This window comes from Neobacillus muris, assembly GCF_943193175.1.
In the GTDB taxonomy this organism is placed as follows: domain Bacteria; phylum Bacillota; class Bacilli; order Bacillales; family Cytobacillaceae; genus Neobacillus; species Neobacillus muris.
In genome coordinates this window covers 44,172-61,017 of the sequence record NZ_CALPDF010000010.1, presented here as the reverse complement: position 1 = coordinate 61,017, position 16,846 = coordinate 44,172, and the positions used below count along the sequence as shown (strand labels likewise).

The 16,846-nt window shown below is 39.6% G+C and carries 11 protein-coding genes and 2 pseudogenes; all 13 read right to left on the bottom strand.

All coding sequences use genetic code 11. The annotated features are described in order from the left end of the window. Positions 1-74 precede the first annotated feature (74 nt). Positions 75-3,158 carry an MMPL family transporter gene (locus NFS43_RS09600; protein ID WP_251551441.1) on the bottom strand — a complete coding sequence of 1,028 codons (3,084 nt, stop codon included), beginning with the start codon at positions 3,156-3,158 and terminating at the stop codon, positions 75-77. Between the two features lie 178 nt (positions 3,159-3,336). Continuing rightward, complete coding sequence (locus NFS43_RS09595; protein ID WP_251551440.1) at positions 3,337-3,870, bottom strand: TetR/AcrR family transcriptional regulator; 534 nt, start codon at positions 3,868-3,870, stop codon at positions 3,337-3,339. Between the two features lie 577 nt (positions 3,871-4,447). Continuing rightward, positions 4,448-4,615 (bottom strand): annotated as a pseudogene (locus NFS43_RS24600) (stage II sporulation protein P); the annotation flags it as partial. Positions 4,616-4,754: 139 nt separating this feature from the next. Next, positions 4,755-6,368 (bottom strand): gamma-glutamyltransferase family protein, encoded by a 1,614-nt coding sequence (locus NFS43_RS09585; RefSeq protein ID WP_251551439.1) that lies wholly within the window; start codon positions 6,366-6,368, stop codon positions 4,755-4,757. 306 nt (positions 6,369-6,674) lie between these two features. Then, on the bottom strand, positions 6,675-7,664 hold the full coding sequence (locus tag NFS43_RS09580; protein WP_251551438.1) for an ABC transporter ATP-binding protein: 990 nt from the start codon (positions 7,662-7,664) through the stop codon (positions 6,675-6,677). Then, positions 7,615-8,667, bottom strand: a complete 1,053-nt coding sequence (locus tag NFS43_RS09575; protein ID WP_277613921.1) for an ABC transporter ATP-binding protein — start codon at positions 8,665-8,667, stop codon at positions 7,615-7,617. The genes NFS43_RS09580 and NFS43_RS09575 overlap by 50 nt, the downstream gene beginning before the upstream one ends. 78 nt (positions 8,668-8,745) lie before the next feature. After that, positions 8,746-9,636: a nickel transporter permease gene (nikC, locus tag NFS43_RS09570; RefSeq protein ID WP_251551437.1), complete on the bottom strand. Its 891-nt coding sequence runs from the start codon at positions 9,634-9,636 to the stop codon at positions 8,746-8,748. Continuing rightward, positions 9,636-10,592: a nickel ABC transporter permease gene (nikB, locus tag NFS43_RS09565; RefSeq protein WP_277613920.1), complete on the bottom strand. Its 957-nt coding sequence runs from the start codon at positions 10,590-10,592 to the stop codon at positions 9,636-9,638. The genes nikC and nikB overlap by 1 nt, the downstream gene beginning before the upstream one ends. Positions 10,593-10,689: 97 nt before the next feature. Next, on the bottom strand, positions 10,690-12,240 hold the full coding sequence (locus NFS43_RS09560; RefSeq protein ID WP_251551435.1) for an ABC transporter substrate-binding protein: 1,551 nt from the start codon (positions 12,238-12,240) through the stop codon (positions 10,690-10,692). Positions 12,241-12,310: 70 nt separating this feature from the next. Then, entirely contained in the window at positions 12,311-13,018 is a 708-nt protein-coding gene (locus NFS43_RS09555) for a FadR/GntR family transcriptional regulator (protein ID WP_251551434.1), read from the bottom strand. A 598-nt stretch (positions 13,019-13,616) separates the two neighbouring features. Next, on the bottom strand, positions 13,617-13,829 hold the full coding sequence (locus NFS43_RS09550; RefSeq protein WP_420910316.1) for an SPW repeat protein: 213 nt from the start codon (positions 13,827-13,829) through the stop codon (positions 13,617-13,619). Between the two features lie 554 nt (positions 13,830-14,383). Continuing rightward, positions 14,384-14,611, bottom strand: a pseudogene (locus NFS43_RS09545) (manganese catalase family protein); the annotation flags it as partial. A 209-nt stretch (positions 14,612-14,820) separates the two neighbouring features. Further along, positions 14,821-16,782 (bottom strand): cytochrome c family protein, encoded by a 1,962-nt coding sequence (locus NFS43_RS09540; protein WP_251551432.1) that lies wholly within the window; start codon positions 16,780-16,782, stop codon positions 14,821-14,823. Positions 16,783-16,846: the final 64 nt, after the last annotated feature.

Genomic DNA, 16,846 nt, shown 5'->3' with positions numbered 1-16,846 from the left:
AGAATTAAACTAGATGAAAATAAAAAAAGGGGCTGCTGCCCCCCCAAGCTGTTGATATGCTCAACAGAAAATGCTTATATTGCCTTTCTTTCTTTACTTATTTCTTCTTTCCCTTTTTTAGAAAGTAAATTGGCAACGGCGCTTGGCAAAGCAATCATTGCCGGCAAAAAGAGCGGAAGCAATATAAAGCACAGTACGACTAAACCTGTAATAACTGCTATAGCCAATTCAGCTAAAAGTAACATACCAGAAGGCATAAGTGTAGCAAAGGTGCCCCCAAGGATGATGACCGCTGCAATGATGACACCGCCTATATGCTTTGACGCCAGCACAATGGCCTCTTTCTGTGGCATATGCGGATATTCCTTAAACCGCATCATCAAGAATATGCTATAGTCAACTCCCAAGGCAACAATAATGATAAAGGAGAAGAATGGAACGAAGGAGGAAATTCCTTCAAGCCCCAGCAAATCTAAGAAAATATAGTTTATGATGAACATTGCTGCATAGTAAGCCCCTAAAAGGGATGCTGTAATAAAAACTGGTGTCCAGAAAGATCTGATGACAAAGAACAGGACGAGCAAGACACTTATAATGACGATGGTGGTCGCTCTATTAAGGTCCCGGCTCAATATGTCATTCATATCTTTCGTTGTGGCGCTTGGTCCAGATGTGCCAAACTTGGCATCCGAAAGAGTTGTGCCTTTAAGGCCACTGGAGACAGCCGCGTTAATTTTATTGATGGTACTTAACGCTTCCTTAGAATAAGGATCATCTTTTAGCACAATCATGATCTTGGTAATTTTTCTATCTTTGGACATAAACGTATCCAATGATTTTTCAAAATTCTTGTCCGCCAATGCTTCCTTCGGAATAAAGAAAGTTTTATTTGTTTTGTACTGTGTTAAGAATCCATTTGTTTGACCAAGTCCATCGGAAATTTGCTGTAATCCGCCGTTTATTTCTGATAGCTTTTGGCCAAATACACTGAAGCCATTGAGACCGTCCGCAAGCTGCTGCTGACCTGTTTTCATCTGGCCAAGGCCATCGGTAACGCTGTTCATATTGGTAACGATGGTACCTATTCCTGAAGAGGCTTGGCCAAGGCCGCTTTCAAGCTGTTTTAATCCTGCTGCCATTTGGGACAATCCGCTGCCCATGCTGGCAAGATTTCTATTTGCCTCAGCAAAACCAACAGTTGCCGCATTATAATTTTGGTTTAATTCTTCAATACCTTCAGGGGTAATTTGACTTAAAGATGAAACTAACTGATCAATCGTTTGCTTTAACCCAAGGTAATTCTCATCACTATTGACATTTGAATAACTAGTTCCTAGAGATGTCACCATGGATTGCATTTGCGAAAGCGCACTTTTTACTCCTAAGATAGCCTGTGCTGCGGACTGGTAATGGGCACCCATTTCTGCATAACCAGTCTGCATCTTCCCATAATTATCCGTTAACAAAGATACACCGCTGCTCATTGTTGCAAGATTGGTTTCGATGGCTGCAATTCCATTACTTATCGTCTGTGAATTGCTCGTTCCATCATCGATCCCATCCTGTATTTGCTTCAATCCGTTTGTCAAGGCATCCATGCCTTCTTGGAGCTTGGCTGTACCGTCCACCATTTGGCCAACCTGTGAAAAATCAGCTGCTCCCAGCTTTTCTTGAGCCTGTTTCAAACCATCATTTATTTGGTCGACACCATTTTGAGTTTGTGAAACTCCATCGGTCACAGACCCCATTTGATTGCTGATATAAAAATCATCAATTTGCTCACCTTGAGGCTGAGTGACCGAAGAAACCTGCTTCACACCTTCAATCGTTTTCAGTCCTTCTGTTACGTTATCAATGACGGTCATTGATTCATTATTATTTAACACTTTATTCGTTTCGATCACAACCGTGGCAGGCATGGCCTGGCCTTTGCCAAAATGATCCGCAATGATATTAAAACCTTTTGAAGACGGGTATTTATTGCCCAGCTCTCCAACGGTATCAAAATTAAGCTTTTGCTCGTGCAGATACACCATTGGGCCCAAGATTAACAGGATCACGACCACTGTAAGAATCGGACGCTTTGTTGCGAAGGTGGACGTTTTGCCCCAGTACTTGTTTTCCTTATGCCCAATGATACTTTTCGAAGGCCAGAAGAGTTTTTTCCCCAGCACTTTCATAATAAACGGGGTTAAGGTCAAAATTTCCAGCAATAATACGGTTACACCAATTGCGACAACGACACCGGATTTATAAATTGGCGATTCTGCAAAAACAAGAGCCAAGAAAGCAATAAATACTGTGAGTATGCTGTATGCAATCGTTTTGCCAGCCGTTTTATAGGTGTTTACGATTGCGTCATCAATCGAGTGTCCATGGGACAGTTCTTCCCTAAACCGATTAAACAATAGAATGTTATAATCCGTCCCAATCCCAAATAGAATAAGGACCAGAAGCATTTGGGTAAGGCTAGTTATTGGGAAACCTGCTTTGTCAATTAATTGAGCGGCAATTCCCATCGATACTAGATAAGAAAAGGCAACTGCCACTAGGGAAACAAAAGGGGTCACGACTGACCTAAATGCGATGATAAGCACAACTAAAATAAAGACTACTGTCAATGCAGCACTCTTCTCAACTCCTGCAACAGACGCCTTTAGGTAATCGTTATTAATAAATTCTTCCCCGCTCAGATAATATTCTACAGGCACTTTACTAAGCTTCTTGTCCAGTTCCTTTTGAATGTCATCTACTTCTCTGCCTTTTTTATCAAGCTTAAAGCCCACCATTATGGTGGTTCCATCTTTGGAAACTAAAGAACTTTTCGCATCGGGCATACTAAAGGGATCAATCAGATTGGCAATGCCCAGCTCTTTGCTGCTGTCGCTAATTTCCTTTACGGCATCGCCGATTTTGTCCATTTCATCGTTTGAGATTTTATCTTGATCATAAATAACGATGATATTGTTGGTGCCTTTAGTCGTGTCCATCTTTTTTAGGATATTGTCTGCTATAACCGAAGGGCTGTCATCCCCTGTTCCTTGCTGGCCTTTTTGCCTTAGAATGGCATTGATGTCCGGCTGAATAGCTGTAAGCAATATGGCAGCAATCAACCATATTGAAAAGATGGCCCAACGGCCTTTTATTATTTTTATCACCTTGTATCCTCCCTGTTCATTTCTTTACAATGTTATTTTTTTTGTTGGTTTTCTCCCGGAAGGAACAAAAACATCAAAGAAATCCTTACACATAAGACACTATAACAGGGGATACGTAAGGGTTCAAAAAGCAAAATAGAACAAGTGTATTAAAATAATACACTTTTACTAATTTGTATTATCCAAACATCACTTGATTAAAGATTTCAAATAGCTCATCTTTCTGGTAATTATATTCTTTACTAATCCAATTCTGTAAAATCGTCATAATTGATGTTGCATATAGCTCGCACATGACATCCGGATACTTAGATTGATTGATTTTGTTTGAAACGGGATCATTCTCTGTAATTGAGTGCTCACGTAAAATATCACTTGCAATTTTCACCATGCTTTTGAAAAATATATGTCCATCAGATCCTAGCAATGTATTTTCAAATAACACGATATTCTCTTCCACATAATCGACCAATAATCTAAATGCGTCTGTATTGGAAGTCTTATTCAATTTAATAAGTTCTTCTGATAGATGATAAATAAAATCTCTTAGCAGGCTATATTTATCTTCATAATAACGATAAAACGTCGTACGATGAATTAACGCATCATCACATATATCTTGAACGGTAATGGAAGAGAACCGTTTTGTTTGCAGAACATGCATAAAACTCTGAATGATTTGGCGGCGTGTGCGTTCAGTGGTATAAGTCATGGTACACATCCTATACTTGGTGTTTTGGCAGAAATATTGGAATTTCTTGAAATTAGTTATTGTACGGTTTTATTAATCTAATTTTAACTGCTTGAATATATGTACCATTATATACTACAGCGTTTTTTTATGTAGATGTTAATCTCACGCGCCTTCTTCAGCCGCCACATAAAACAAAAAAAGCCGCAATCATGACGGCTCCGATTTATAATCATTTCCTCACTTTTATCTGACCGTTTTTAAAAGGCACTCCATTTACTTATTCGGCACTTTTTCACCATTTCCTTTAAATCACAACTTAATAACAGCCTTCTACATTTGAACTAAAGATGGTTTCTATAAAAATATGCGATTGAAAACATGAGGCCCGTAACCAATACAGATATAGTTAATGTAGAAATGCCAGTAAGAAAATAAGCTAATATACTGCTGAATAGCGTAAACACTAGCCATTTTATTGAAGCGGGGAAAAATTTAGCCATTCCCATTCACCTCTTTTGTTTCGCTGGATTCCCAAAAATGTTCGGCTAATGCATCAGAAAATGCATCTATCGTCCTTTCAAGTTCTTCCAACGTATTATCCACTCCGCGAACTTCCAGCAACATGGCATTTTTTTGAAATATCCTGATTATATACACCGTTCCCCTGATTATAGGTTTTAAGGATAACAGCTCTGCAAATACCAGGATATGTTTTTTCTAATTTTTCGCGTAATTCATTTGCCAGTTCTAGATTATCTAAATAATTCTTGTTCTCTTAACTAACCACCAAAAAAACGCCAACTCCTATGGCTGGCGCAAAAAGATATAAACTCTGTGTAAGTAAGGAATTCTAAACAATCTTCGAACCTACTAGATTGGCGGAACTGTGTGGAGATACCCCATTACCATATTGCAACGACTCCATCTGCCCTTGGTTCAGTTCCTCCTTGCAGGACACCGGTTTTGGGATCTCTCCAAATAATTTGCCCACGTCCAAATCCTGTGGAATCAAGCGCCACTTCAATTTCATGGCCCCTCCGTTCCAATGCTTGGGCAATTTGATTTGGAAAACCAGGCTCCACTTCCACCTTTTTCCCTGAAACCCATTTCCATCTTGGGGCATCAAGTGCTGCTTGGGGATTTAAATGAAAATCAATGGTATTCATCATCACTTGCACATGGCCTTGAGGCTGCATATATCCGCCCATAACCCCAAAAGGCCCAACCGCTTCATTTTCTTTGGTTAAAAAGCCTGGAATAATCGTATGATACGTTCGCTTGCCGCCTTCTAAACGGTTATCATGATCAGGATTCAATGAAAAATCGTGCCCGCGATTTTGTAGTGAGATTCCAGTCTCCGGAACAACAATTCCGGATCCGAAGCCCATATAGTTACTTTGAATAAATGAAACCATGTTCCCTTCATTGTCAGCAGCTGCTAAGTAGACGGTTCCTCCGTTTGGAGGGGTTCCTGGTTCTGGGGTCCTTGCAGTCTTTCCTATTAACTGCCTTCGTTCCGCTGCATACTGTTCTGATAGAAGCTCATCCACTTTGACCGTCATTTTTGAAGGTTCTGTTACATATTTTTTTCCATCGGCAAATGCAAGCTTCATGGCTTCAATTTGTTTATGGCAGCGATTAATATCATCTCCCATTGAAAAGTCGTACCCTTTTAAGAGATTAAGAGCCAGTAACGCCACTATCCCTTGTCCATTTGGAGGAATTTCCCAAACATCATAACCGCGATAATTCACTTTAATCGGCTGAACCCATTCCGGTTTAAAATTTGCTAAATCATCTTTGGTCAAAAATCCATTAAACTGTTTAGAGCTAGCTGCTATTTTATCAGCCAAATCGCCATGGTAAAAAGCTTCAGCATTGGTTTCTGAAATAGCCCGCAATGTTTTGGCATGATCCGGCGAGCGCCACACTTCCCCAATCTCCGGCGGTTTCCCTCCAGGGGCAAATGTTTGAAACCAGTTAGCAAACTCCTCCCCTATTAAAACTTTTTTATAATTTTCAAAGGCTCTTTTCCACAACTTCCCTACTGTTGGGCTTACTGGATAACCCTGTTCTGCATACTCAATGGCAGGTTTCAATACTTCCGTTAACGGCAGTTTCCCAAACCGTCTTGATAATTCAGCCCAAGCTCCTGGCGCCCCTGGGACAGTCACAGGAATCCAGCCATAAGTGGGCATTTTGTTATGGCCCCGTTCTTTGACCCCTTCAATGGATATATTTTTTGGGGAACGGCCACTTGAGTTTAATCCAAACAACTCCCCTTTTGTCCAAACAAGGGCAAAAGCATCACTCCCTATGCCATTTGAGGTAGGTTCGACAACGGTTAGAACTGCAGCGGTTGCAATGGCAGCATCAATAGCGTTGCCGCCTTTCTTCATAATTTCTATCCCTGCTTGAGCAGCTAGCGGCTGCGATGTAGTGACCATTCCTTTTTGTGCAAATGCAGTCATCCGTTGCGACGGATAGGGATGATACAAAAAACGATCGTTGGGCATAAATCCATCCTCCCTTTTTTGTAATCTCTTAACTATCTATTTTTCCTTTCCTAATACTAGAAAACCATCTCACCCCTTAGTCGACAAACTTTTATTTTTTAAAAATATCGATGTTGTGTTTTTCTAATACCCATTTTGGCAGCAAGAACCGGGCAGTAAGCAATGGATCGACTACCTAGCAGATTGACCCTTAGCTTAGGCTCATGATTTTTACTAAAATCATAGATTGGTGTTGAACATTCTAATAAATACAATGATGACTCCTCCTTCATGATTCATATGACAGTCCCGCAAGATAAATCTTTTTTATGCGAAGTGGCATGCAACTCGATGCCCGTCCTTTTCCCTAAACTCTGGCACCTCAGACTTACATATATCACTAGCCAGAGGACACCTAGTATGGAAGCGACAGCCAGAAGGAATGTTTAACGGGCTCGGCACATCTCCTGTCAGGATGATTCTTTCTTTCTTTTTTTCGCTTGAAACATCCGGAATGGCTGAGAATAATGCTTGTGTATAAGGATGCCGCGGACTTTTGTAGATTTCCCGCTTATCTGCCAATTCCACTAATTTCCCTAAATACATCACACCGACACGGTCACTAATATGTTTAACAACGGATAGGTCGTGAGAAATAAAAATATAGGTTAATTGATATTTATTTTTCAATTTTTGCAGCAAATTTAGAACTTGGGCCTGAACAGAGACATCCAAAGCAGATACGGCTTCGTCACATACAATTAATTTAGGGCGTACCGCAAGTGCTCGAGCGATACTGATCCTCTGCCTTTGGCCGCCGCTGAATTCATGGGGATAACGCCAAAAATGTTCAGGATTCAATCCTACATCCTGCAGCAGATTCTGAACGTAGCGAAGCTCATCCTTCTTGGGAACTATTTTGTGAACACGGACAATTTCACTTAACATCGCGCCAACCGTCAGCCTTGGATTCAGTGAACCAAACGGATCTTGAAAAATAATCTGGATATCCTTGCGGAGCTTTCTTAATTCATTTTTATTAAATTGACTTATTTCCTTGCCTTCAAACAAAACTTCTCCCTCAGTCGCCGCTTGCAGATGAAGGATGACTCTCCCCATCGTAGATTTTCCGCAGCCAGATTCACCGACAATCCCTAATGTTTCCCCTTTTTTGATGGCAAAGGAGATGTCATCAACGGCCTTCACATAATGGTTTTCCTTGCTAAAAAGACCTCCTCCGCCAACCGGGAAATACTTCTTTAATGAATTAACCTCCAATAAGTTCTCTTGAGGCTGCTGTTTCTCTGCTGCAATCATCTAGAATTCCCTCCCTTTCAATCGTTTCCCAGCGTTCGGAATACATCCAGCAGCGTACCTGGTGAGAATCCTCGCTTTCCTCCATGGGAGGAACTTCATAAAAACAAGCCGCTTGTGCATAAGGGCATCTGGTTGAAAAACGGCACCCTGTTGGCATTTCCATAGGGTCAGGTACAGATCCTTTAATCACAGGAAGTTCTGCCATCTCTACATCCATTTTTGGAATGGACTCAATTAAGCCTTTTGTATAGGGGTGCTGCGGATTCCTAAATAATGATTTTACATCGCTATACTCCACTACCTCTCCTGCATACATGACAAGGACACTATCAGCAATTTCTGAAACAACACCCAAATCATGGGTGATCATGACAATAGACATTTCCATTTCTTGTTTTAACTTGTTTATTAATTCTAATATTTGAGCTTGAATGGTCACATCCAATGCAGTTGTAGGCTCATCCGCAATAAGCAGCTTTGGTTTACAAGATAAAGCCATCGCAATCATGACTCTCTGCCTCATTCCGCCGCTCAGTTCATGAGGGTATTGATGAATTCTCTTTTCTGGGGAGGGAATTCCGACAAGCCTTAACATTTCAATCGCTCTCTCTTCTGCCTCTTTCTTTCTTACCTTTTGATGCAAGCGAATCGATTCGGTAATTTGTTTCCCAATCCGATGAACTGGATTTAAAGAGGTCATAGGCTCCTGAAAAATCATCGATATCTCATTTCCGCGAATCGAACTCAATTGCTTTTGGTTCAATTTTGCTAAATCCTTTCCATCAAAAAGAATTTCCCCTGCTGTGATATTCCCCGTTTTCGGGAGCAGCCCCATAATCGATAAGGAGGTTAAACTTTTTCCACAGCCAGATTCTCCAACAATACAAAGAGTCTCTCCTTTCTTAACGGAAAAGTCGATCCCATTTAATATCTTGATCACAGATTTTTTAGTTTGAAACCCAACATGCAAGTTTTTCACGTCTAAATTACTTTTTTCGCTCACTTCATTCACCAGCTTTCCAGAGGATCTACAATGAACAATCAGTGGAAACAAATGATCCAATTTTAACTAGATTAATAGCTATTTTAATTTTGGATCGAGCATATCCCGTACACCATCACCAAACAAGTTGATAGAAATAACCGTTAGAAAAATAAATATACCTGGGCAAATAGCGATCCAAGGCGCGTCTGACAGATATCCCTGGCCAGCTGACAACATGGCTCCCCAGCTCGGTGTAGGAGGCTGAGTTCCAAGACCAAGATAACTTAATGAGGCTTCAGAAATGATCGCTGAAGCGATGGCGAGTGTTGCTTGCACCATGATTGGGGCTAATGTATTGGGGAAAATATGAATTAAGATGACTCTCCAATCTCGTAAACCAGATGCCTTTGCTGCCTCCACATATTCCCTTTCCCGGTGAGCCAATACTTCCGCACGAATTAAGCGAATAAAGTTCGGCGTTAAAACAATGCCAATGGCCATCATCGCATTCTCCAATCCGGCTCCCAAAACAGCAGCTAAAGCTAGTGCAAGCACAAGGGATGGAAAGGAAAGAAGCGCATCTGTAATCCTCATGATGATTTCATCGACGGCTCCGCGATAAAAACCTGAAATCAATCCCACTGGAATCCCAATGGAAAGTGCAATTCCTACGGAAATAAGGCCGGCCTGAAGTGAAACCCTTGCCCCAAAAATCACCCGGCTGAAAATATCACGGCCGATTTCATCTGTTCCGAACCAATGCTCCGCACTGGGTGCCTTCAGTATTTTGGAATAATCCTGCTCACTAGGATCATGAGGAGCAATAACAGGAGCAAATAGTGCCATAAAAATTAAAATTACGATAAAGATTCCTGCCACAACAGCAAGTTTGTTTTGAAAAAAACGTTTCATCATTGTTTTAAACATTGTTTTGCGAGGACTAATGGCCTTTTCCTTTTGAATTCCTCCAACTTTGATTAGCTCCATTATTTAGTTCCCCCTGCTAATTTAATCCGTGGATCTAAGAAAGAATAAAGCAAATCGACGACAAAATTGATAAAGACGACGGCAAAAGCCATAAACATAACGGCTCCCTGCACTACAGGAAAATCACGTGTCAAAATCGAATTCACGACAAGCTGCCCTAATCCAGGGACAGCAAATATCGTTTCCGTAATGACAGCTCCGCCTAAGAATGTGCCCACTTGTAAGCCGCTTACTGTTATTACAGGTATAAGAGCGTTTCTTAAAGCGTGGCCAAAAATAACGCCTCTTTCACGTAAGCCTTTTGCATATCCAGTCCGAATATAATCTGATTGAAGAACCTCAAGTAAACTTGATCGAAGCATTCTGGTTAATTCTGCTGATAATCGGATTCCTACGGTAACCGCAGGCAAAATCATCAGGAGTAAACTTTGTACAGGATCTTGTGCAAATGGCACATATCCGGAAGGAGCGAACCACCCTAACCCAATTGCAAAAATAAAGATAAGCAATATTCCCAGAAAGAATGGGGGAATGGAAACTCCAGATAGAGCAAACAAAGTACTCGTGTAATCCAATAAAGTCCCTTTACGGCTTGCGCTAATAATTCCTGCTGGTATTGAAATGAAAAAAGCAATTAAAAACGAAATAACGGTCAATTCCAAGGTGACTGGAATCTTTTGCATTAATATCTCCGTTACAGCTGTATTATCCACATAAGAATTTCCCAGATCTCCATGTAGAACATCTGTAACCCATCGAAAATATTGAACGTATAATGGATCGTTCAACCCCATTTCTTGTCTCAAGGTTTCTACTGCCTCGGGTGAAGCTTCTTGGCCTAAAATGAGCAAAGCAGGATCCCCCGGCAATACGTTCACTAATGAAAAAATGATGACACTAACCAAGAAAAGAATGATAAACATTAGGCCCATCCTTTTAAGAATAAAGGAAACCACCGCCTACACCCCCGATGTGTAAATTTTATATAGAAGGGGTTGTCCATTATGGGGTCTGACCCCTTTGCTTTTTGGACAGCCCCTTCCGTCTGAATGCTTACTCAAAAGAAATGGAGTCTGTACGTATCATCGTATCTGGAATATGTTTGAACCCTTTCACATAGCTTTTCATCGCTTTATAATCAATTTCATGGTAAATGAAGATATATGGAGCATCGTCCCAAAGAATATCAGAAACCTCTTTATACATTTCGGCGCGTTGTTTCTGGTCACCAATTGTCCGTGCCTTATCCAATAACGTGTCCACTTCAGGATTTGAATATCTAGTATAGTTATTCGATGCGCCGGAATAGAAGAATCGATACGTATTACCGTCCGGATCAATCCGTCCGCTCCAGCCGTTACGGACAGCTTGAAAATCTCCTGAATCTAACTGGTCAAGCAATGCCCCGAATTCAACCATTTCAATTTTCATATCAATACCTACTTGTTTTAGCATCGATTGAATCATTTGAGCCATTTGTTCTTCTTCTGGACTTGGGCTCAGCTTTAGTGTAAAGCTGATATTTTTCAAGCCAGCATCTGCTAAAATCTGTTTTGCTTTTTTCACATCTGCCTTAGGCTGTTTGAAATCAGGGGCAGCCCAACTCATAGGAGCAAACGGACTGACAGACGGTACTGCACCATTGTGAAAAACTACCTCTGCTATGGCTTCTCGATCAATCGCCAGATTTACCGCTTGACGAACAGCTTTATTATTAAATGGTTCAACGGATGTGTTTAAATGAATGCCTTGGAAGCCTAATGCATCTTTTTCCATTAATTTAATGTTGGGATCCTTCTTTAATTTATCAATATCTTTGAATGCTACTTTGTTTACCAAATCTAAGTCCCCTGACACCAGATTGGTAATACGAACGGTGGAATCAGAGAATGGCCTGAATTCAACATTTTCTACAGAAGGCTTCTCTCCCCAATATCCATCAAATCGGGTCAGTTTAATATGGCTTTGTGGGACACGCTCAACAAATTTATAGGGACCTGTCCCAACGGGCTGATTGGCAAAATTATCGCCTAGCTTTTTCACTGCCGTTGGAGAAACCATCATTCCTGCTCTATCAGTTAAGTTAGCCAGGAAGGGGGCATATGGTTTAGATAAAACAATTTCTACCGTATACTCATCAATAACATTGACTGCTGATACCAAATTGATTTCTGATAATCTTGGAGAGCTAAAATTGGGATCAAGCATACGATCAAAATTGAACTTTACCGCTTCCGCGTTAAAAGGTGTTCCATCCTGGAACTGAACTCCTTCTTGCAATTTTAAGGTGTAAGTCAATTCATCCTCCGAAATAGTCCATTCTTTCGCTAGTTCTGGTACAAATTCCAGATTTTCATCAATATCAATCAACGTGTTGAATAAACTATGGAAAACTTGCCGGTCTACTGCCGCTGAAGAACGATGCGGATCCAATTGTGGAGGATCGTCATCTAGACCAATGATCAATGTGTTATCAGTTTTCTTAACAGAAGACTCAGAACCCGCCTTTTCCTCAGACGATGCTCCACTCTCTGATTTTGATGAACATGCGACAGTAAAAACGGAAAAAACAAGCAGCAATAAAAATATTTTTATATTCTTCAATTTAGTGGCCTGCCTTTCTATCAAAAATGAATGTAATTTTACTCCCTGATAAACTTCTATTCACTCTCACTTATGTATTCTCAGCCGTTGTTTTTTGAAAGTCGTTTATATGCATATACCTTTCAGTTACCTCTAGAATGTGCTCTTTCATTATGGACTTGGCCTCATCTTTATCCCCCTCTTTGATTGCTTTATATATATCCTTGTGGTATTGCAAACTCTTTTGTTTGCTTTCCACTTTTAATAAATTGTTTCTAAAGGAGTAAAGTAAATCTGACAATTGGTGATATACCTTTTGGATTATTTTGTTCTGTGTGGCTAAGACAATGGCCTTATGAAACAATTCATCTGCTTCAAGCGTTGGTTTATTCTGTTCAATTGCTTCAAGATGAATAGCTATTGCTTCTTCCATTGAGGCCAATTCTTTTTCTGTCGCTTTTAAAGCGGCTATTCCGGCTGCCTCCACTTCTAAAATCAGCCTGAATTCCAGTAAATCATTTGAAATTTTAGTATCCAGTAGGGCGGATACGACAAAGGAGTCTACTAAAGTAGTTAAATCTGTTTTTTTTACAAAAACTCCTATTCCCATTCTTTTTTCTAGAACGCCCAAATCCGCCAATGTATTTAGTGCTTCCCTTACAGAGGATCTGCCAGCATTGATAATCTGCATCAACTCTCTTTCTGATGGCAATTTACAGCCTAATTGATAATGGCCATTTTTTATTTCTTTGATGATGTATTCAGTTACTACAGTGCTAACCTTTTTCCCCAATACCATCACCCTTCAATTCCATTGAACTTGTCTTACCTGTCTGATATGTTTATAAATATAACATACCCTTTTTATAATTTTCTGAATCTTGTGAGATTAACTGACGTACTTTTTCCACTTCACAGGAGCTTTTTACTTCTTTGGGTTATCCGATAAAATAATAATTGTGCCAAAATAAAAAAAGAGTTGCTCAGCAACCCTTTATCACAGAATTTGTACTATACCAATAACATTAGCCATCCAGTTGGAACTAAGTCAGATTATGATTAAGTTTTTGGACTACCTTGTATACGATTACGACAGTAATTGTTCCATTGTCCGAATTTGCCACTTTAACATCCACATAATTCAATAGGTCAAGTTGACGCAAAAAATCATTAGCTTGTTCCTCGACATCACATGGTGGGCCGGTAAATATCTTGGTACATATCTTACGGATTGTGAAGTCCATAGCTCTTCCGCTCCTCTGAACTATTGAAATCTTGTACCTATGAATCAACTTATTTCTATTTCAGCGCCATTTCCATGTAGCCTCTATAGACCTTCCTTGCAGGCAACAGCAGGGGATTTCCAATCCCCCCTGCTGTTGGCCGGGTAAACTCCACTAGGATTTACTGTTTTTCTGAGCCGCACCTGCCCAAATAGCAAGAATTAAGACGATGATTCCAAAAATGACACTATTCCACATTGCCCCTGTATTACTGGAGAAACTGTACACCCAAGGCGAAATGACTAGCCAGATCCCAATCAAACCAGTGAGCCAAAGTTGCCACACATTAAACACCTCCATCATATTTAACGTTGACGTTAATGTCATTAAATATATATGACTTTCAATTTCAAATATTCATGGGGATTGATGTATTTATTTTTGATTAATTCGGAGGAATAAGGAATGAAATATTTTATTAAAATTATACGTAACGTTAGATTTATCAATCAAATGGATTATCAGAGAAGGAGTTAGGTTAAAATCTGTGTAATACGTGTTATATGTTGGTTCAAAATCCCCCCTTATCAAAGAAAAAATGCCCATTCATCAATATGTATATGAACACAATTTTGGAGAATACCATGTTTAACAAGACCTGATGGTTCTTTTGATATTGCTGTTCTATCTGCCGTAAAATTGGGGCGTTACAGCTTGGGAATAACCACTGTTTACTCTCTATTATCATATCGTATAACAATTAGTCATCAGGAGGTGAGGGAACAACACAAGGTACCACTAGGTTTAAATAAAAAAATCAAACAAAAGAAGAATAAAATTGATAAGTAATAATTTTTTCTTTCTTTAACACGTTCCTTATAGACACAATAAATAGCCCTATAAGGTATTTAACATTTTTTTTAATTGAAAAATCCCTCCCCCTCCTGTTTTTCCAAGTCTTGCGGGAAAGTGCTTGGAACAATTGGTTTTTGCATTTTCTCAATATCTTCAATTGCTGCCATCCATTGATTTTGGTGCATCGTATCTCTAGCAATTAAGAATGACAGCATATCTCTCACGCCCGGGTCAGTTGTGGACTCATATAATCTAACTACTTGAAGGCGCCCTTGAGACTCTGCATTTAAGTTTGCCCGGAAGACTGCGAGCACCCATGTAAAAAAGATATTTATGGCACATCAAAGGAGGTATTTTCCAAAATTCACAGATAAATCTATTCCTTAAAACTGTTTTTGCAAAAATAGTAATTCAAAGACAAAAGGTTATTTTTTTAATATTGCAAAAATATCTTGTAAGAAGTAATAATTTTTTTTTCTAAATAAGGTGCTCTGAATTGAAATTTAGAACACCTATTTTGATATTATTCCCCTTTATCATTAATTGAGGATAAAGATAACAAATATTTGATTAACACATTCTGCTCTTGCTCAGTGAAACCAGTTGTCTCATCTACCCAGAATTCATGTCCCTCCCCGGTTACATGAACTTGCTGTAAATCTTTAGAACTTTTATTAGTTTCTACAACTTTTTTCCTTAATTCACCATCCACAAGAGCTTTTAAACTATTGGCTGGGTTGGGTAGTTTTCCACTTAACAAAGTTCCAGGAACGCCAATTTCTTTTTCTAAATCTGGCCCAACCGAAACACCTCCATCATGGAGATAAGGGGCTGTCCAGTATAAACCGATTAAACTTGGGACTTTATATCCCCCCGGTGAATTTCCACGGGCAAACGCAAGCATAATTTGCTCCGGATCCAGTTTATCAGTTGGCACTTTTAAAATAGTTGGATTTTTTGGTAAAGGTATCGGCGTATCAGGTGAATATAAAGCTGATTCTCCAAATATTTTTTCTGTTTTCTTAAATGATTTAGCTCTGGTAGCTTCTGTGCCAATTTTGTTTACAGAAATAACCTTATTATTGGTCAGTGCATCTCCAGCATGGCAAGACATACAATTGGCTCTTTCAAAAACTTTTCTACCAGCAGAAACAGTATTTTGATCAAATTCTCCATTTGGCTTCGGAGGCTGAATAGTGTTTTGCCATGCGGCAACTCCATTATTCTGTTCATTAAACTTATGCTTAGGACTACTCACAATGACCCCATCCGGAGCAACAAAGGAAATTTTAGGAAATTGTGGTGGTTCCACAATTTGATTGATCCCAACTGCATCTGGCGTCGGGTCAACATCACGAAAAAATTCGGATGGTTTTTCTTTAAGCGCTGGCTCATAACGAAATTTAGGATTTGCCGCATTTTGTAAAATTGTTCCCAAATAAACCTCTTTATCAACTCCAAAAAGATCCTTACTTAGTTCTGATTGAGATAAAGAGTCTGCATTTTGGGCATGAACATTGTTACTAAAGGCGGCTAAACCTTTGAATGGTCCCGCGGCGGCAAATCCGCTCCAACCATAAGGATGATCTTTTAACGTAAAGGAATCCGGTATCTGTGCAGGATTACTGACTAAATCAATTGTAGAATCAAAATTTCCTCTTGGCCATTTTGCAAAAATATCATCCACTGCTTTTTCAAGTTTTTCAGGGTGTGGTAATCTTTCAACTTTCCCTTCCGAATTTGTAATGGTACGATCCATATCCATAATAAATTGTTTTAAATTTTGCGTATTAGCGTGAGTAAAATAAGCAGACGAGTTAGTTGCTAATGCCAGCAAAAGCCCCAAATTAAAATCATTATTTGGAGCACCTTCCACGACTTTTTTTGAAATGGGATCAACCGTTGCATGACAGGCAGCGCAACTAATCCCTACTCTCACTCTCCCATCGCTTACGCTGACAGGCATTCCCATGGGAACATAGGTACCTTTTACTACATCAATTCCTGTATCGATTTTTTCTCCCTTTTTATAAGATTTATTTCCTATTTTTATGTCATTAGCGAGTTCCACCTGCAAGTTACTGGTCCCTTTGCCTTTAAGGGAAGCTATGGCCTTTGTTACTTTACCTATTGTAAATGGACCATCAATAATTCCCATAATATCAGTTAAGAAAACTTCATTACCAAATGTTTCTTCGTAAAAGGTTTTTCGACCAAGCTCAAGAAGTTCCTTATCAATTTTTACTGCCCCATTCTTTGCTGATAGCTTTTTTCGGCCCTCCTCTGTTTTTAGGAGTTCTGCCGCCTGCTTATCAGTGATATGCTCACCCCATAAGTCATAACTACTACGATTATTTGGATTATATGATACTAATTTATCACTCTGAGGTGTATAGCCATAATTATAATCCATCATTCGAAACGCAATAAAACCTGCAACGGCAAAAAATAGAATACTCCCAATAACCCATCCTAATTTCTTCATTTATCACTCCTCCAAATATTTACTTTGGTATACGCATGGATTATTTTGCCCAAACATTTTAAAC